At 58.8% G+C, this 17,514-nt stretch carries 13 protein-coding genes and 4 pseudogenes; 1 reads left to right on the top strand and 16 read right to left on the bottom strand.

Annotated elements, in window-relative coordinates:
* The 6 genes and pseudogenes from D8896_RS17220 to D8896_RS17185 form a co-directional block, all read right to left on the bottom strand.
* A pseudogene (locus D8896_RS17220) lies at window positions 1-74 on the bottom strand (IS6 family transposase); the annotation flags it as partial.
* Between the two features lie 37 nt (window positions 75-111).
* A complete protein-coding gene (locus D8896_RS20195; RefSeq protein WP_121823335.1) occupies window positions 112-342 on the bottom strand; it encodes an HNH endonuclease in 231 nt (76 codons plus the stop codon).
* A 487-nt stretch (window positions 343-829) separates the two neighbouring features.
* Window positions 830-1,093 (bottom strand): annotated as a pseudogene (locus tag D8896_RS20190) (type II toxin-antitoxin system RelE family toxin).
* Entirely contained in the window at window positions 1,086-1,364 is a 279-nt protein-coding gene (locus D8896_RS17200) for a ribbon-helix-helix domain-containing protein (RefSeq protein ID WP_121823334.1), read from the bottom strand. Before D8896_RS17200 ends, D8896_RS20190 begins: the two are co-directional and overlap by 8 nt.
* A 938-nt stretch (window positions 1,365-2,302) precedes the next feature.
* Window positions 2,303-2,464: a hypothetical protein gene (locus tag D8896_RS19780; protein WP_205596875.1), complete on the bottom strand. Its 162-nt coding sequence runs from the start codon at window positions 2,462-2,464 to the stop codon at window positions 2,303-2,305.
* Window positions 2,465-2,530: 66 nt separating this feature from the next.
* On the bottom strand, window positions 2,531-3,961 hold the full coding sequence (locus D8896_RS17185; protein WP_121823333.1) for a right-handed parallel beta-helix repeat-containing protein: 1,431 nt from the start codon (window positions 3,959-3,961) through the stop codon (window positions 2,531-2,533).
* Between the two features lie 462 nt (window positions 3,962-4,423).
* Between D8896_RS17185 and D8896_RS17180 the strand changes: the two genes are divergently transcribed.
* Entirely contained in the window at window positions 4,424-5,497 is a 1,074-nt protein-coding gene (locus D8896_RS17180; protein ID WP_240452069.1) for an outer membrane protein assembly factor BamB family protein, read from the top strand.
* 338 nt (window positions 5,498-5,835) lie between these two features.
* On the opposite strand, the gene D8896_RS17175 is transcribed toward D8896_RS17180, so the two are convergent.
* From D8896_RS17175 to D8896_RS17130, 10 genes and pseudogenes are all read right to left on the bottom strand, one after another.
* A complete protein-coding gene (locus D8896_RS17175; protein WP_121823331.1) occupies window positions 5,836-6,744 on the bottom strand; it encodes an ABC transporter permease in 909 nt (302 codons plus the stop codon).
* Window positions 6,741-7,781, bottom strand: coding sequence for an ABC transporter ATP-binding protein (locus D8896_RS17170; protein ID WP_205596873.1), 1,041 nt, complete (start codon window positions 7,779-7,781; stop codon window positions 6,741-6,743). The genes D8896_RS17175 and D8896_RS17170 overlap by 4 nt, the downstream gene beginning before the upstream one ends.
* A gap of 36 nt (window positions 7,782-7,817) precedes the next feature.
* Window positions 7,818-8,519 (bottom strand): helix-turn-helix domain-containing protein, encoded by a 702-nt coding sequence (locus tag D8896_RS17165; protein WP_121823329.1) that lies wholly within the window; start codon window positions 8,517-8,519, stop codon window positions 7,818-7,820.
* A gap of 109 nt (window positions 8,520-8,628) precedes the next feature.
* Window positions 8,629-9,675: a PAS domain-containing sensor histidine kinase gene (locus D8896_RS17160; protein ID WP_121823328.1), complete on the bottom strand. Its 1,047-nt coding sequence runs from the start codon at window positions 9,673-9,675 to the stop codon at window positions 8,629-8,631.
* A gap of 381 nt (window positions 9,676-10,056) precedes the next feature.
* Window positions 10,057-10,565 (bottom strand): annotated as a pseudogene (locus tag D8896_RS17155) (hypothetical protein).
* Window positions 10,562-11,161 carry a DUF7437 domain-containing protein gene (locus tag D8896_RS17150; protein WP_121823327.1) on the bottom strand — a complete coding sequence of 200 codons (600 nt, stop codon included), beginning with the start codon at window positions 11,159-11,161 and terminating at the stop codon, window positions 10,562-10,564. Before D8896_RS17150 ends, D8896_RS17155 begins: the two are co-directional and overlap by 4 nt.
* A gap of 49 nt (window positions 11,162-11,210) precedes the next feature.
* Window positions 11,211-11,534: pseudogene (locus D8896_RS20185) on the bottom strand (DUF7558 family protein); the annotation flags it as partial.
* 11 nt (window positions 11,535-11,545) lie between these two features.
* A complete protein-coding gene (locus D8896_RS17140; RefSeq protein ID WP_121823326.1) occupies window positions 11,546-11,836 on the bottom strand; it encodes a hypothetical protein in 291 nt (96 codons plus the stop codon).
* A 218-nt stretch (window positions 11,837-12,054) separates the two neighbouring features.
* On the bottom strand, window positions 12,055-12,495 hold the full coding sequence (locus tag D8896_RS17135) for a hypothetical protein (RefSeq protein WP_121823325.1): 441 nt from the start codon (window positions 12,493-12,495) through the stop codon (window positions 12,055-12,057).
* Window positions 12,496-13,097: 602 nt separating this feature from the next.
* The gene (locus D8896_RS17130; protein ID WP_121823324.1) at window positions 13,098-17,288 is read right to left on the bottom strand and encodes an ATP-binding protein; all 4,191 of its coding nucleotides are present in this window, start codon (window positions 17,286-17,288) and stop codon (window positions 13,098-13,100) included.
* Window positions 17,289-17,514 lie beyond the last annotated feature (226 nt).

The following is a 17,514-nucleotide window of genomic DNA, read 5'->3' as shown; positions in this document are numbered from 1 at the left end:
GGTGTCGCTTCTCGTTCAACAAAGTCTAAGTCGATCTGGTCGAGAGTACCGCTGAGGCGTGTGTTTTCGGGCATGGATCACTCAGAAAACACACCGCCTCACTCTTCATCCTTATCTGAACACTGCCTGGCACTCCGGGCAAAGCGTTATGAGGTTGTCGACTTTATGAACGCCACCGTCGGATAGTGGGGTATCGTGGTGGACGTGTGCGACGGGCACCTCTGGTTCACCGACGTGGCCGACTGTTGATCCGCATGACTGGCATTCCCAGTCGTCACGCCGCAACGCTTTGTCGCGTTCCCGCTGATAGACAGAGGATCCGCGGTGAACTCCTTCACTCATCTTCGTTCCTCTTGGATCCTTGTTGTGATTTGGTTGACGGTAGATAAGCTTCCTGTGACCCCGTCGAATCCGCGCTCTGCCACCATCACAAGCCGGTGAATCCCGACGGAATCTGTCGTTCCGCGGTAGTTCGAGGCACAAATGACGTAACCACGGTCGGTGAACACGGCGGGATGACGCCGGCGATTGGGTGCCGCCTCGTGTTTATTTCGACGGGGGATGTCGAATTTCTCCATCCACCTCCAGATCGTCTTTTGTGCACATCCCAGCCTGTCTGCGATCTCGACTGTACTCAGCTCCTGTTCCCAGTAGAGGTCGTAGAGTAGCGCTTCGTCTCGCCACGGATATTCTGAATCGGTCATGGCTCAGTAGCGGGGTGAGGTCCCCCCGCACCCCTCTCGTGGGCAATAAACACTACCGACTCAGCATCGTATTTGAACGTTAGACCGGCAGCCCACCCATCCGGTCGGGTTAGAAGATAGCGGGATTATGGAGGGAGGTGCCTATCGTAGATATTCCGCCGGTGGCCGACCGCTTCGACTATGAGGACATCCTCGTCCCGATCCCACGTGATGATCGCACGGTAGTCGCCGGCGCGGAGCTTTTAGTACGGATAGCCGCTGAGTTTTTCGAGGCGATGGGATGTCCAGTCTTTCGCCTCGTCGAGTTTCTTGACCAGTCGCTCTTGGGCTTCGGTGTCGAGTCCCTCCAGTAAGTCGAGTGCTTTCGGTGTCCACTCGACCTCAGTCATCGATTCCCAGGCGGCCCTTCACGTCGTCCTGCGATACCGTCTCGCCCTGCTCTCGCTGCTTGCGGCTCTCAGCCAGATGCTCGAGCGCTTCCTCAGACAGTTGCGTCGGGGGGTTGACGGCATCCCGGAGTGCATCGCGAATAAATTCGGACTTGTTCGCGTATCCCCGTTCCTCCCAGATCTCGTCGATCTGTGTCAGAAGCGACTGCGGCACTCTGACATTGATCTTCTCCATTTCGCCTTCACCGCCGGCGTCACTATCGGTGCTCATATACTGTGATACGTCTGTATCACGTAAGTAGCTTCGGTTGACTCACTGGACTGTGATTGACCAGATCGAGACTTCGATCGGGATGAGACGCTGCTGTTCGGAGAGATTCAGAACGACGGCTCGGCCGTCGACGCGAAAGCCGACGTATTCGACGGGTCGTCGCGACGGTTAACGAGCGTTTCTGTCTGGACTCCGCTTGACGTGGGACGTCGTGCGTTCCCGTTCATCGGTACGTCGCGGGAGTGGTAACCCCCGCACCCCTCTCGGGGGTACAAAAACCAAACCATTGCAACCCCGCCGGTAGGCTTTTGAAGGTGCGCTTCGCAGTCGATTCCGTCACGTTTTCTCGCAGTCCCGGGTACGGCTCTCGCCTGCTAATCGCTCGGCAGAGACGTGACGAAATTCTCTCAGGGTGTTGACCGCTGCTCCCGCGTGGCTGCGGGAGGACGGGACAGCACAACTATGTACACCGACGGAATCCCACCGATGGCACCGCTTGCACCGCTTGTCGATCGTATGCGCGACCTTGCGGTAGAAGAACTACCAGGGCCGCGAACGTGCAAGATACGTCTCTGGGACGATGGGACCTTTGACATCGTTATCTATCATGGGATGGGAGACGACAAACGACAGTGGCTTCGCTATGAACGTACGACCGGGGAGATTCTGTGGGAGTATGTTCGTGGTGCCCGAATGAAGTCAGAGTCCCTGACGGGGAACGAAACGATCCACGAACCCGTCTATGAGGAGTCCGAGGTTCGGGTCGTGACTACCGTGGAGCCACCGTATCGGTAACGTTGGGGAATCGTTTGGTCCTACTGAGACGCTGCGGGGAACTCGAAACCACCAGTGTGGTTGACCGACTTTTCGGAGTTATCTGCCCCAGATTGGGCTGTCTCGCGAGCGGCCTCCAGTTCCTCGCGGCAGTCGTCGAAGCTCTAGTGAATACTGATGTCGTGCTTCTCACAGAGCGCTCGCTCGACCGCGAAGGTCATCTCGTCGAAAACGACCGCGGTGATGTCGATGGCCTCCAGTGACGGCGTCTCGTCAGTCGTGTCAACATCGGTGGATAGATACCGACGGGACTGTCGTCGAACCAATGGAGGCGTGGCACTTAGACCCGAAGTAGGTGAAGAGGAATTTAATAAATAAAAGTACCCTCTCAATTACGGCAGCGGCACGGTGATAACGTGTCTTTCGTCGGAGCCCATATCAACGGAGTCTGCTGCTGCGTCCTCGACAACAGCACGGACCGAGATGCCGTTCTCAATGGGGACACCGTCGATATGGAGTTCCGTCGCGGCGGTCGCGACATCACTGGCCACCTGGATCACTGTCGTCCCCTCCGACCTGCCGAACCAGCGCCACGTCTCGCCGCCAGACTCTTCCGGTGGGAACACTCCACGGCCGAAGCTCACATCGACCTCTTCTCCTCCAACATCGATATCTGTGAGAGGTTCACCACGTTCGTCATGGAACGAGAGTGCGGCACAGAAGACGGCGAGGTTGCGGCTATCTCCATCTGGACTCACCGTCCGGTCGAACTCAAGGCGGATCGGTGTTGGAGCGACAAGCGTCGCCGGCGAGTTCTCACCGTCGACGACGAACTGGTTGTCGCTCGTCGAACTGTCGTTGCTTTGTGACTGCCAGCCGAGATCAGACAATGACTCCGGTGAGCCAGCAACGGTATTGTTCGCTACTGTTGCCCCGTCGACGTTTTCGAACCCAACCCCGTAGCCGCGTCGCCCGAGGAGGTGATCGATATCGAGTCGGTTGAGTCCGGACAGATCGTTGTTCGTCACGGCCACGTCCGTCGCGTCCTCGACCAGCACTCCAACGTCACCGCTTTCGGTCACCTGGTTATCCCGAATCGTCACCTCACGGTGAGGGGTTGCTCCTCCGTCTCCACCCGCACGGTGGACTAAGTGGAACGCAGGCGAGCCCAGTGACTGGACGTTGATGTAGTTCAACCCCGAGCGAGCAACGGTGTTGTTTGCTAGCTCGACATCGTAGAGCCACCCCTTGGGTGTCCAGGTGCCAGATGTGTCACACTCTAGTTCGACAGCAGCGAGACTCGACCCCGAGAGTTCGTTGTCGACGAACTCCCCCCGACCAGATGCAAGACGCACCAGACTGGCCCTATTGTTCCGGATGGTATTGTTCCGGACCGTGTATCCGTGGTTTGCGGCGGCCTCGTTGAGCAGATAATCTCCTGTCTGCAGGGCGTCCTTGATAGATGATTCAAACGTGACAGTCCGAGGGCGTCCCGGCGAAAGGGAATTCTTGAACCGATAGTCGACGTCCACAACCTCGGGGAGGGTTTGCGTGACCTCTCCTGCAGGCGACATTGAACGTAGTGTATCACCGGGCGCAATGGTGACGGGTGGTTCACTCGTCACGCGAACCGTCCGATTGTCGATGAACTCGTCGACAGCACACATGTGTGTCGCCACGACGATGCCGTCGTCCTCGAGGTGATGGATATGGCAGTCCTCGATGCGTGGGCCCCGACGGCAGTTCAGGCAATGGATGCCGTCGGCATCGGATCCGATCAGCCGATCGCTGTCCTCTCGTGGTCCGATGGTGCACCCTTCCACTACTGGCCGATCACACACTGCGAGCAAGAGCGCAAAGGCGATTGACGAGCGGATATTGACGTTTTGTACGATCGGTCGGTCGATGTTCTGAAATCAATAGCTAGGAGTACATCACCAACTAGGCATGTCGCCTCACTGGACGATGGACAAACAGGTGTTTGAGCGACCACAAAACCATTAGCTGTACTGAACAACAGAACAGATATGCGCCGTCGTTCTGTCCTCGCGACGACAGGTGGACTCCTCACGGGCGGCTTGGCTGGCTGTCTGGCTAGTCCGGGCAGTGGAACCGATAATCAGGGGGACCAAACGCCGTCGACTGATGACTCCACCCCCGTAGGGACATGGCCCCAGATCGGTTACGACGCCCGGAATACACGCCACACGCCGGAAGCGCGTGGCCCCCGTGACGATGCGAAAATCGCGTGGGAGCAGCTTGGCGATCGGGCCGTGTATCCGCCAGTGGTTGACGACGACCTCTATCTCACTGAGGCTTGGACTGGTGGAACAGCGTTTGCGCTGGCGTCGGATGACGGGACAGAGCAATGGTCGAACAGCGATCTCCCACCAATGCGCTGGGCCCCGGCCCTTCACGAGAACCGGCTGCTCGTCATCACCCGTGCGGAGGGGAACATAGTTCGGCTACACGCGCTGGATAGCACGACCGGAGAGCAAGAGTGGGTACAGGAGGACGGAATCACCGCATCAAGCGGAGAACGGCCGCCGATCAGCCCGACTGTCCGAGATGATTCAGTCTATCTTGGGTCAAACCGAGGGATCATCGCGTGTGATGCGACGACAGGAGAGATTGATTGGACAGCCACACTCGGCCCACACGTCGCCGAGACTGAGGATGGGCCAACGTGGCGGACCGACTGGGCGAAACCAGCAGTAACCGCGAATCTCGCGTTCACGTTCGATATGAACGAGAGCTACCGAGCGACGCGGGAGGTGTACGCGGTGAACACGCAGTCCGGTGACCGGGGGTGGACTGCCGAGCTGAATGTTGGTGATGACTGGGGGCTCAAAGGACACGTTGTCGCTGGTGCGGATCGTGTCTTCGTGTCTGCGTTGAAGCCACATGTCTCCGCTGGATTGGATGACTCACAGTGGTCCGGGGCAGAACGGCTATTCGCCCTTGAGACCACCTCAGGTGAGGTTGCGTGGGACTGGACGCTCCCGAAGAAGACGCTCAGTCCGCCCGCATACGCGGACGAAACGCTGTACGTGGGCGAGTGGTATCCCGATGCGGACACTGGACGGTTGCACGCTCTTGACGAGAGTGACGGGAGCAACATATGGACGTACGAGACCGAAAAGGGAGCTGTCCTATCGCCGACTGTCGCGGGGGATACGGTGTACATCAGTCAGGGTGAGGAGCTTGCAGCTGTCGCACGGGCGGACGGGACACGTCGATGGCGACTGGAAATCGGGGAGCGGACTGGCCCACCGGTTGTCGTCGGGGACACAGCATACATCCAGACGAGTCCGGGGCATAATTCCGAGAGCCGACTACTCGCGGTTCGTGAGCCGTGATTTTGGCGAGAAGACGCGGGCGGTGCGGAGAGCGCCCGCACGCCCGGAATGGTCGGTCGCGAGCGACCCGGAGGGCGGCAGCGGCGAGCGGTTCAGTCCGTTTCGACACACTATCCAGCCGGCTACGTTCTTGGCGAATCAGCCACCGCCCTGGTCGGATTCAGCAAGGCCAAGCGACCGATGGGTTTCGGGGATAGTTCACCGATGGTACCCAGCGAACGTACCCGGACGCGCTGGCCTGCTCTCCACTCTCGGGCTGTCACTGAGACGCCTGGTTATTCTTCGAAGTCGTCAGGAGGGCCGCAATCAAGTCCGTGGGGAGTGCTGCCGGCGGGATCTCACTGTACGGCAGAACTCGATGCGCGGTTGAGCAGGTAGACCATAACGCTACCGAGCACGACATCAAGCGCGAGGAGCACGGCGATCGCTGGAACGAGCGTGTCCCAGATACCACCGAAACGGGTGACTTCGACGACAGTCATAACATCCTGATTTAACATAAGCGCGCGTGCGGCATCGACGCCGTATGTGATCGGATTGTACGTCGCGACGATCTGAATCCAGTTGGGCATCGCGTCCAACGGGAGGAAGGCGGTCGAAACGAACAGCAGGGGGAACTGGAGGAGGTTCGCACCGATGATCGTCGACTCCTGATCACGGGTCACGACGGCGAGGATGTTCGAAAGCGCGATGAACCACAGCGAGAAGAGGATGCCGACGCCGAGGATCCCGATGGCACCGAGGAACCCGGTGGCGACGTTTGCGCCGAGCACCGAGCCCAGCGCGAGGATGATGGCGATCTGGACGACGATCCGGATTATCTCGGCAGCGGTCTTGCCGAGGAACATCGCCGAGCGGCTCATCGGCATCACGAGCGTCTTCTCGAACATTCCCTCCTCCATGTCGTTGACGAGACCGATCCCCGACCCCGCGGCGGCCGCCAGCGAAACCTGCATCGCGATTGCGGGCAACAGGAACGTCTCGTAGGTGATGCCTCCCGCCCCGCCACCGCTACCGAGCGTGCTCGTCGCGATCTGGCCGAACACCTGCGTGAACAGGACGAGGAAGATGATCGGCTGGACGAGCGACCCGACGACGACGAACGGGTTGCGTATGGCCTTCAAGTTCCAGCGGACGAAGTTCACCCAGAAATCGCTGAAAAAGGAGTTCCTCGACGGCGTCGCGCGGACGTGCCCACCGTCGGCGCGGGCCCCGCTGGCGCCCTCGTCCCCTGAGGCCTCGCTCATTCGGCGATCACCTCCGGTTCCGTCACGTCAGTGGGGTCAGCCGACCGGTTCTCTGAGTCGAGTTCCTCGTCGGTGATCGCGAGGAAGACGTCGTCGAGCGTCGGCGCGCGGATATTGAACCCGGTGACGGTGATTCCGGCATCACGCAAGGTGACGAGCAGGTCTGTCCCGTGCTCGCGTGCCCGTTCGGCGGTGACGCTGATCCCATCGTCGGTGACGGTCACGTCTGCATCGGCGTCGAAAACATCGCCCTCGCGAGCGATCTCGGCGGCGCGCTCGCGGGCGTCCTCCCCGGAGGGGACGTCCACGTCGAGGATCTCCCCGCCGACCCGCCGTTTCAGCTCTGCGGGTGAGCCCGTGGCGACGATCTCGCCGTCCATAATGACGGCGATACGGTCGCAGAGATGGTCGGCCTCTTCGAGGTACTGTGTGGTGAGAAACAGCGTCGTCCCGCGTTCGTTGATGCGCTCGAAGTACTCCCAGAGGCGGTTTCGTGCCTTCGGATCCAGCCCGGTCGTTGGTTCGTCGAGGAAGACGAGCGGCGGATTGTGGACGAGGGCCGTCGCGGCGTCCAGTCGCTTCTTCATCCCGCCCGAGAACTCGCTGGCCTGCTTGTCGCCCACGTCCGCCAGGTCCACCAGATCGAGCAGTTCGTCGATGCGCTCTGCACGCTCGCTCTTTGGAACGCCGTAGGCCCGTGCGGCGAAGCGGATGTTCTCGCGGGCGGTGAGTTCCTCGTCGACACTGGTCTCCTGAGCCATATAGCCGATCGTCTCACGGATCCTGCGGGGCTCGTCCCGCACGTCGAAGCCGTTGACGGCGATCGACCCCGCGGTCGGCGACAGCAGCGTCGAGAACGTCTTGATCGTCGTCGTCTTCCCCGCGCCGTTTGCGCCGAGGAACCCGAAGAACTCCCCCTCGGGGATCGTCAGATCGATCCCCTTCACTGCCTCCGTCCCGTCGGCGTAGGTGAGTTCCACGCCCTCGGCGTCGATGGCGGCTCCGCGCCCGTTTGTCCGTACCGTGTCGTCGGTCACAGGTGTGCTTGTGACCACGAACCCGTAGTCTGCACCCTAATTTATTCGGGGTTTCATACTAGAGGTGCGCCGGAACTCGGCGATGAGGTGGTTCTGTGCGCGGCGCAGTCGCTCGGAGAGCGACGCGGACGCGACGCCGAGTTCGTCTGCGACGTCGGCCAACGTGGCAGTCCGCGGCGTGTCGAAGTAGCCCATCTCGTGGGCGGTGACGAGCCCCTCCCGCTGAGCGTCGGTCATCTCGCGCGGCCAGGAGTGGTCGCCGTTCCCGAACGGACCGGTCGCCCTCCCGTCCTTCCCCTCGTCGGTCTCAACAAGTCGGTCCAACCGGAGGTCGTAGTTGTTGGACCGGCAGAACCTCTGGAACTGGTCGAACTCCTCGCGGTCGGCGAACCAGCGCCGCTCCTCCCAACCGCTCGGCGTGGCGAGCACCCGGTCGGGGATCGACCCGTTGTCCGCGAGCAGTTCCCAGTTGGTCGGCGGATCGCCGGTCGGGCGACAGCGGTAGCGCCGCGTCGTCTCCTCGGCGACTAGGGAGTGGTCGGTCACCGAGCCGGCGTCGGCAAACGCTGTCTCGATCACGTCGGCGTCGGCACCCGCGATCCGCACGATGAACGTCGGCGTTCCCGACGGGTGCCCCTGGACCGACTCAAACTCGACGGTTGCTTCGGGCACGCTCTCCGCCACGTCGACAAGCGGCAGCTGCTCGGAGACCATCCGGAACTCCGCAATCAGTCCCATGACGGTCAAAGGATGGACAGACAGTTAGCGCTGGCGGGGGAGCAAGGTTTCGTAGAACAGGTGGACGGATCACCACGACCCGAGAGCCCATTCATTCTAACTGCGAGGCTCAGCCAGCGCGCGGGAGTTCGACAACAAAGACGGCGCCTGTCGGTTCATTGCCTTCCACCCAGATTTCGCCCCCGTATTCGGTGACAAGCGTATCAACGAGATAGAGCCCGATTCCCGTACCGGGACTGCCGAGCCCCCGCTCCCCTTTACCGAACACGGTGTTTTTGTGATCGTCGGGGATTCCGGGTCCGTTATCGGCGATTCGCACTTCAACCTCGTCGTCTCGTACCTCATACGAAACCTCGATATGAGGAGTGTCGGCATCGTTGTGTTGGACAGCGTTGTTGAGGAGATTCCGGAAGACCGAATTGAGCATACTGTTCGCAGCGACCTCCACATCAGGCGGGGAGCTCTCCAGTACGAACTCTGCCTCCGGGAAGGACTCCTCTCGAAGCGACAGCTCGGTTTCTAGGACCGAACGCAGTGGCACGGGTTCCACGGTGACCGCTTCATCCGAGACGACCGTTTCCACGTATTCACGCGCGACCTCGGTCAGTTCAACGACGTGTTCACCGCTGGCAAGGATCTTCTGTAGATATTCGCGCCCCTCGTCGTCGACGTGGTCGTCGAGCATTTCTGCCCAGCCGAGGACGACCGCCATATCGTTCCGGATATCGTGTCGAACGAGCCGATTCAATAGTTCAAGTTCTTGCTCGCGTCGTTTTTGATCGGTGATGTCGGTGGAAATGCCGATGACCTCCGAGACATTTCCCGCCTCATCCTGTAATATAACTTGCCGATTGAGCGTCCACCGGACCGAACCATCCGGACGAACGACGCGCCCCTCATACTCTGTATCACGGAGTTCGCGGGTTGATTCCTCGATGTTTGCGCGAACACGCTCTCGGTCGTCGGGATGAATCGTCTCAACCAGTTTCCCGATGTCGTCTTTGATTTCATTGGGGGGAATACCCCAGATATCTTCGAAGCCAGCACTGATGTACTCGAATTCCCCCGGTTCGGACGCTGTCCAGAGAGCGACGCCGTCCAGCTCATCAAATAGCGACTGAAAATCACGATGCTTCCCCAGCGATCCGTTGCTCATACGGCTTCCTGAAGCCCAAATCGTATAAATTCTGGTTCGTAACTCTCGACTCCCCGAGTTCTCATCAACTAGTGGCGGCGAGCGGGGCGGGCCAGTACGTACACACCTGTCCAGCCGGCTACGTCGCTCGGTGAGGCATCTACCGTCCTGGCGGACTCAGAACGGGCGAGGCCGCCTCGGCCACCGAGAGACTACGTCTCCCGAGCACACGGCGCTTCGCGCCGTGAACGTCCCCCGACCCCGCAAGCACGGGGCGCGCAGCGGCGTCCTCGTGAGCGGAGCGAACGAGGGCCAGCGAGACGGAGTCTCGCGCGGTCGCGGGACGTCGAGCGGCTGAGGGCTTTCGAGTGTCCTCTTCCACCGAATCAGCCTAGCACTCAGTCAGCTGTCGCCGGCGACCAGGTCCTCGATGAACCGGAACCCGTTCACGAACGTCACCGAGTCACCGTACCCCTCACTCGCGAGCACGGTTTCGGCCCCTTCGCCGGCCGCGATATCGGTCGTGTAGATGTACACCTCGGTCGCCGACCCCGCGCTGAGATGCTGGGCAGCGAGGGCGGCGAGGGCAGCGTCCGCCCGTTCGACCTCGTCGGTGGGTCGGTCATCGGCGTTCGCGATGTACCGCTGGACACCGTCCATCACCCGGAAACGACAGGCTCGGAGAACTCGAGTGGCGGCGCAACTGTCGCCCAACCCTCGTCGATCCCGGTTTCAATCGGCACTTCCTCGACGTCGGGGTCGTCGACGGTCAGCTCCTCGTACACCCGTTCGGGCAGGACGAAGGTGACGTCGTTCCGACGAGCGAACCGCCGAACGGTCTGATAGCGGCTGTTCGAGGGCTGTCCCATCGCGACGAACAGGCCGGTGTCGGCGATGTGGAGCGCGGTCACGCGTCGTCAGCGCCGTCGCCGTCGTCGATATCCAACTCGTCGAGTCCTGCCCCAGCTTCCTCGATGTTGTAGTGTTCGTGGACGACGGGTCGCAGCGCCTGGAGGATCATCTCCGCAGCCAGCGGGGAGATGTCGAGGTCTTCGGCCATCAGCCGATGGGTCACTTCCCCACGCTCCCGAGCCACGGCGTAGGTGAGCGCGGTTGCGAGGCCGGCGACGCCGTGGCGGTCGATGTAGGTGTCGATGTCCGCATTCGTCTCGCGGCGGCCGACGGCGTCGATGAGCGCCGGCGTGATCGTGTACTCGCGGTCGCCCGCCGTCGTCGTCACGGTCAGGTGGATCTCCCGGGCAGCGTACCGGCGGGGCTGCTCGTCGTCGGTGACGTCGACGACGCCGGCGTCGACGAGCCGGTTGACGTAGCTGTAGGCGGTTCCCTGTGCGAGCTCGAGGTCGTCCATCACGTCCTGGACGGTCGCCTCCCCCTCCCGAGCGAGGTACGCGTACAGCTGGGCCAGCTGTGGCTCCTCGAGGAGATCGGCGACCGAGAGGAAGTCTTGGACGATGTCGCCGTCCGCGCGGTTTGAGGTGCGTGACACGATTCGTTCTTGATTACAGTTTACAGCGAAACAGTAAAGAGTGTTTGGGTCACTCCACCGGCGTCGTAACGAGATGCTCCTCGAGGTCGCGCGTCCAGTACGTCGCGAGCCCACCCGGGCTACAGCGGGCGCACAGCTGCAACGGGCCTTCCAGATGCCCCAGTTCGACCCGGAACCGGGTGAGTGCCGCGAGCGTGTCCACGACTAGCCCACAGCCATCACAGGCGACGTGATCGCGCTCGTCGGGATCCGGCTCTGTCTGAATCGCGCAGTCGACGCAGATCGGGTGGGTGACCCGATCGTCTTGCCCCCAGGTGTGGGCCTCGCCAGTCTCGGTACCAGGCGGGGCGTCGCAAAACGCACAGCCGACGAGCGTCTACTGCATCACTCGGCCTCCGCGTCGGCGTCGCGGTTGGCCGTCCAGCCACGGTGGAAGACGGCCAACTGCGTTGTCGAGTCGAACACCGTACCGCTCGGCTTGTGAACCAGAACGTGGTCTTCAGGAACCGGAGTGACGACGTCTGCGTCGACGAGGTCGTTGACCAAGCGTTGGGCCGTCGTGTCGTCGATGTCCGCCGTGTCGACGCCGATGGCGTCGCGGTCCTGGGCAAGCTGTTTCTTCTCGAACCGTTCGTAGTCGCGACTCGTGTCGTCGTGAGGATCGGGACCCGGCATGGTGAGTCACGCAGCGCACGCTGTTGCGCGCTGCACGCCTCCTGGCGCCGACAAACAGTTCATGGCGTACAGATTCGGCACCTCCTCGGATCGCCCGGCCGCCAGGATACACTCACTCGAGGAGTTGGGCGGTGGGTGGGGGCGAGGGAGTGGATCCAGCCCCACCGTTAACCAACACCGTGCTGGTATTGGTCGGAAATGTTGGTTAAGCCTCGTCCCTACAGCGCTCGGAGCTCTCGAACTGGCTTCACGACGAAGGTGTCTGGCTCGCTGGTTGCTTTCTCATCTAACCGCTCCGCCGACATCGAAGGCGATTGCGTGAGCTGAGTGATGAGCTCGTCGCGAACGGTTCGTCGAGGGACGGTGGTCTCGTGCCAGCCCAGTCGGTCGTCGAAGTGCCGCTTCTGGAACTGCTCGCCGACGTCGTCGGCGGCGACGTACTGCGTCCGCGTCGACCGCCCGACCTGCCGGGAGACGAAGACGGCGCCCACGGTCTCGTGCGTGAGTTCGACGAGGGCACACTCCACGAGCGCGACGACCGACGCGTGATCCCGGTCGGTCGGAACCGTCATCTCGAGGTCCGCCCACGGCGCCTCACCGTCAGTGGTAGTTGCTGCGTGATCCGCTGCTCGTTCCCTGCTGCGTTGTTCCGAAGCCATCGTCTATCGGGGGCACGTGATGCGCCCCGCCACCCCCTCGTGGGGGCGACAGACACCACCGAAACGCACCCCGTCAACCTATGCGCTAATTCTGATACTTCTGTAGTTCCGCTACCCCTGTAATGGTCCCTCGGCCTGAGAGAGCCGGCAGCCTTCGCACATTGCATATCGCCCCTTTCTTTGGACGAAAACCGCGATATGAAAGGCATAATAACGAGCTCAAATCGTAGAAGAACCCCGTCGGGCCGATTTGAGCGCGTAGAAAGTACCTCGACGAGTTCCAGGATAATACTGTGATTTGAAAAATTGCTCGACGGCGGGGTAACGAAGGAGATTACGGACGTATCTGAATACCTTGGAACCGTTGCTTCACCGGGTCTGAATCTCTCGAGGTTCTCCGGCTTGGCACTTCGAATCGCGAAATCCCCTCTATATCACCGGTTTCGGTCGTGTTAGGTGCTGAAAATAGCTCGACGGGAATCAGAAGTTTCTGGTTCTGGTCTAAAGTCTAACTTTCGGTTATCTGAGAGACGTCTGGCTCTGTGAAATTGCTAAAATAAATTCAGATGGGATAGTTTATGTAGTCGATTTAAATAAGGATGTTAGCGGGAATCGTCGTTACTGAGGTAGCTGTCAAGAAACTCTTTATCTATCTCGTACCCGGCTGCTGCGAATCGGTTTGCGACCTTGTACGCAAGGGATCCTGGTTCATCCCCTGCGTGGATGGCGTTTGTATACAGCGTCTCTCGCATCTCGTCTTTGCTTGAACGGGCAATATTGTGCCATTCTTCATCAGGGACCGCTTCAATAACAGCGTGGTAAACGGATATCGCTGCAGCAGGGTAGGTCGCTGACTGTTCGCCTAACCATTCCTCAAGAATCCGCACATGTGGGGCTTGATGAACGAGGAAAGGAGCAGTCCGCTCCGCAAGGTCCTGTTCGTCCTCCAGACTGGCTGTATCAGTGTGTTGAAGACATTGAAGGAAATATCTGAATTCTTTATGGTACTCGGCGGCATCTTCGATATCGGTTATTTCACTTTCGACTTGACCAAGTCGCCACTGCCAGAGCTCACGGATCGCGTCCCAGTGATCGTCGAGCGGGCTGTCCTCGTTATCAAGGACTTGTGAGAATGCATCGGCCACGTTTGCTGTTGTCTCCGAATGCATCATATCATAGAATTGCCGTATTAAACTCTCATCGTCGTCAAGTGATTCGTCTTCAACGACATACGCCATACCAATATGGGACGCTGTCGTCGCTGCAGTGATCCATCCCTCATCAGACTCATCTTCGGCCAGCAAATCTAATGCATGCCTGTAGAACGGCCGTAGCTCGGAGAATGCTGGTTGAAGGAGTGGGTTACCTCTAGTGTACCCGTTCCACACTGCCGAAAACAGCTGCTTCGCCTCGTTTTCATCGCCTCTTGGAAAGAGGTCGTCCAAATGTGACTGAATCAGATCTTTATCTGCTGCCCAGAACGTCTGGAAATGCCTGCCCAAAGCCGTCCGCACCGGGACAGCGCTATCTTCAATTATCCTTGTCTGGATTGCTCCTCGGAGAGGCTCATCTAACCCATCGTCACCTAAACAATCGTTCTGGTCTTTCCACCATATATAACTGACAACTGTAGCGACCCCGTTTCTCCGTACTTCCTCTTCAGGGTCACCGACGCCACCTTTCCAACTCTGCGGCTGTTCTTCAATTGTCTCAAGACCGACCTCCGTGAGCAAATGAACCAACAGCCCCTCAACGCGGACTAAGTACTTCCTGGGGAAATCAGTCTGGTCTGACTGGATACCCTCTCGGAGAAGCCGGGCAATCGAGGTACGGCACCGAGACGGCCACTGACCTGGTTCATCTGTCACCGTCTCGCAAAACGATAGGACTGGCTGCCAGGAGAACCGCCCATCGTTCTGTAGCGCCTCAGCAAGCCCATCCAGAACGACATCCGCGTACTGTGGTTTCGCATCTTCCAGAATACTGATTCTCTCTGCGTACGAAGCTGGCTGCTCCTTAACCAACTGGGAGAGCTGTTTGGCAAACCCCCAGTGACTGACCTCTACCCGCTCATCATCATCGAAAGACCACAATTGGCCTTCAGGGGGATTCCAGTCCACACACATCTGTAGGACGGTTTCAGCGGACCAAGTACGAAGCGTCTCAAGATCTTCCGGTCCTCGTTCATCCACAAAACCACCACGGACCGATGGTGTATACGGCTCGGACGCAGTCCTTTCTGGAACCCCGTATTTTTCGACTAAGAAGTCAATATACTCCTGCTGGTCAGCTGAGACTTCTCCATCAAGGAGATACAAGCGTTTCAATCGCCACCGCTCCACACGCTCCTGTACAATTTCGTCTTCAGACTGCTCACGATCTGGCGCTTCGTGGGCCGCCCGGTCCTCAATCCACTGTCTATCCTGTGGCCCTTCGCGGAGTACCTTGTAAACCTGATTCTGCTGGTCGTCGTCGAGAGAGGAAAACGCGGTTTCTACCAGTCTATAGAAATCATACTGGATATTATCATCGTCGTAGTTTGTCTCCTCTCCTAACTCATCGGCAACGAGGTCTTGATATGTATCAGGGTGCTGACTGAGGAGAAACAAGCCGATACGCCGGAATGCAGGAATAGGGTCCTCTAGATATGATGTGATCAAATCTTCCCGACTATCTTCGTTTGGATCAGCACTAACCCACTGGTTGGCAGCGAGGCTCAGATACGTGAAGAGGATATGCTTCCGTTCACCGGAATTGTTCTCACCGTAATCAAGGTCAGGTATCGGGGTTCGGCTAGCTACTGATTCATAAATCGGCTCTCCTTCAGGATCCGTTCCGGCATCCAAGATCCTTCGTAATGCCTCATCTAATGCATTGAGGAACTCGTGGCCACACGCCTCAACAAAAATCTCACGTGTCTCCTGAAACAGCTCGTGGAGTTCATACTGTTCGAACTGCTCGTCCTGCTGCCAGTCGAGGTCGGCATCGCGTTGTGGTGCCCGAAGTACACCGCCTAACACGGTCACTGCGGCCTCTATCTCGTCATGTTCAACCAAATGCTGGATTAGCTGTATCGCATAGAAATCCAGTTGGTGGAACGACTCTGATTCTGAGACCCACGACTCGATAATAGCAGCCGTCTCAGCCGCTGCATCAGCGGGCAGATCGCCTGCGATGCTGATTAGCCACCGTCGCGTGTTCGGATCTTCGCTGTCGAGATTAGTAATAACCTTGACTACAAAGTCCGGGTGAACGTCGATGATGCTGGACAGGTACTGCATGTGAGGGATACCTGGATCAGCGAAGACTTCTTGATCGTAGAGTTGTTCAGCCCACGATCGATTGACTTTCTCGTCGAAAAAGTACCGTGCAAGCGGCTCTCGATCCTCCAAGGTAGACAGCACCGTCGACACGACGGTTTCCGGTACATCATCTGTCGGCCACGCTTTGAGCTCGTCAAGAAGAACAGTCGCCGTATAGAACGGCAATCCATCATCTCCTAATGCTCTTTCCAGAAAATCAGCTACGCTCTGCTGTTGCTCCTGCAACTCGATCAGAGCGGACAGGTGATGGGTGCAGAGCGTGGTGGACTGTGTCCCCTGTTCGAAATTAGTTTCATCAGACGCAATCTGGCCTCGAAGCTGATCTGTATAGAACTCAAACGCTGCTACGTGGATTTCACCCGGATTCGACTCCTGGCGGAGCAAGAACTCTCTGAACTTGTCGTGGATCGCGTACCGAGTCGTCCCGTCGGGGCCGGTCCTCTTGTCTTGGACGATCACCCGCTTGTTGAGATCACGTAACAACCGGCGGACACCAACCTGATCAAACCCGTCTTCGTCCGCCAATACAGCGCTACAAACATACTCATCTAGCTCGGTCAGCGGGGATGTCGCTTGGAGGAACCGCTCTTCATCTCCACCCAGCGCTTCCAGATACTCCTCTTCAATATAGTCACGGATGTCCTCCTCAGGGACCTCGATAGCGGCGGCGGGATCCTCGATATCTGCCAAGAGGCCCAAGTAGTATGGATGGCCACTCACCCGGTCATGGAGTTCCCGTGCCGTCGCTGGTTCCATTTCAGGTACTTCGTTCATCAAGAGTTCGACGGACTGTGCCTCACTGAACGTAGAAAGTCGGATTACCGGAACTTGGCCTTTGAACTGTAGTCGGCCTACTGACAGTAAGGTAACTTCCGGTCCAAGCACTTCGGCAATCTCGCTGAGAGCATCTTTTATTTTCTTCTCGTCATCGTCAACGTTGTGGATGTCATCAAGACAGATGAGTCGCTTATGACCGTCTGGGACGTAGTCAGCCATCTGATCCAGTGCTTCAATATATTGGAATCTATCTTCCGCCCACTCTGGGGGGTTTCGTGTCCATGAGACCCCGCCCCCGCCTCCGAACCCGCCAGCGCTAGCGCTTCCCGAGATACCGGTGATCTCTCGGTCGCCTTCCTTCACCGATTCTGGGATATCACCAAGTATCGTCCGGTAAATTTTCTGCGCCACCGTCTGGATACTGTGGTGAGAGCCTAACTCAACCCGTTCGACCGCGTATTCGTCACCGAACTCGTCCTCCACCCAGTCAAGGAGAAAGGTCTTCCCAACACCTGGCTCGCCCGCAATATGAAACTGGTTTTTCTCTCCGTCTAGGCGCTGAACTATCTGTTCTTGGACGCCTTCCCGTGGGACATAACTGACTGCCAAGGGTGACGAATCTGTCTCCACCTCCTGATCACCTCCGAAAAGGTCCTTGAGTTTCCTTCCGGCCCTCGTGATGAATGATCTCATCCCTCCAAGTCACCAGATATCACCCATTTAGCACAACTGATACTAATAGGAAGGGGAGAATAGCCGTTTCTTATCTCCGACCTGGAATCGACTTTATAGCGGTTATACCATACCTCTAGCTGTATCTGGCGTTGAGCGAGAATATGGATCACAAACGCTGGAGTTTCCAGCAGTAATTGTGTACGGGTCTGTCAGCCGTTTCACGGGAAAGGGTACTATTCGATAG

Origin of the sequence: Halostella salina (genome assembly GCF_003675855.1) — an archaeon.
In the GTDB taxonomy this organism is placed as follows: domain Archaea; phylum Halobacteriota; class Halobacteria; order Halobacteriales; family Natronoarchaeaceae; genus Halostella; species Halostella salina.
Note: the sequence above shows the minus strand (reverse complement) of the source record. Positions and strands in the feature narration are given on the sequence as shown.

What these genes read in the sequence shown, in the direction of transcription:
- D8896_RS20195 (WP_121823335.1), bottom strand. Translation starts at nt 342, where the DNA reads ATGAGTGAAGGAGTTCACCGCGGATCCTCTGTCTATCAGCGGGAACGC.
- D8896_RS17200 (WP_121823334.1), bottom strand. Translation starts at nt 1,364, where the DNA reads ATGAGCACCGATAGTGACGCCGGCGGTGAAGGCGAAATGGAGAAGATC.
- D8896_RS17175 (WP_121823331.1), bottom strand. Translation starts at nt 6,744, where the DNA reads ATGAGCGAGGCCTCAGGGGACGAGGGCGCCAGCGGGGCCCGCGCCGAC.
- D8896_RS17165 (WP_121823329.1), bottom strand. Translation starts at nt 8,519, where the DNA reads ATGGGACTGATTGCGGAGTTCCGGATGGTCTCCGAGCAGCTGCCGCTT.
- D8896_RS17160 (WP_121823328.1), bottom strand. Translation starts at nt 9,675, where the DNA reads ATGAGCAACGGATCGCTGGGGAAGCATCGTGATTTTCAGTCGCTATTT.
- D8896_RS17140 (WP_121823326.1), bottom strand. Translation starts at nt 11,836, where the DNA reads ATGCCGGGTCCCGATCCTCACGACGACACGAGTCGCGACTACGAACGG.
- D8896_RS17135 (WP_121823325.1), bottom strand. Translation starts at nt 12,495, where the DNA reads ATGGCTTCGGAACAACGCAGCAGGGAACGAGCAGCGGATCACGCAGCA.
- D8896_RS17130 (WP_121823324.1), bottom strand. Translation starts at nt 17,288, where the DNA reads ATGAGATCATTCATCACGAGGGCCGGAAGGAAACTCAAGGACCTTTTC.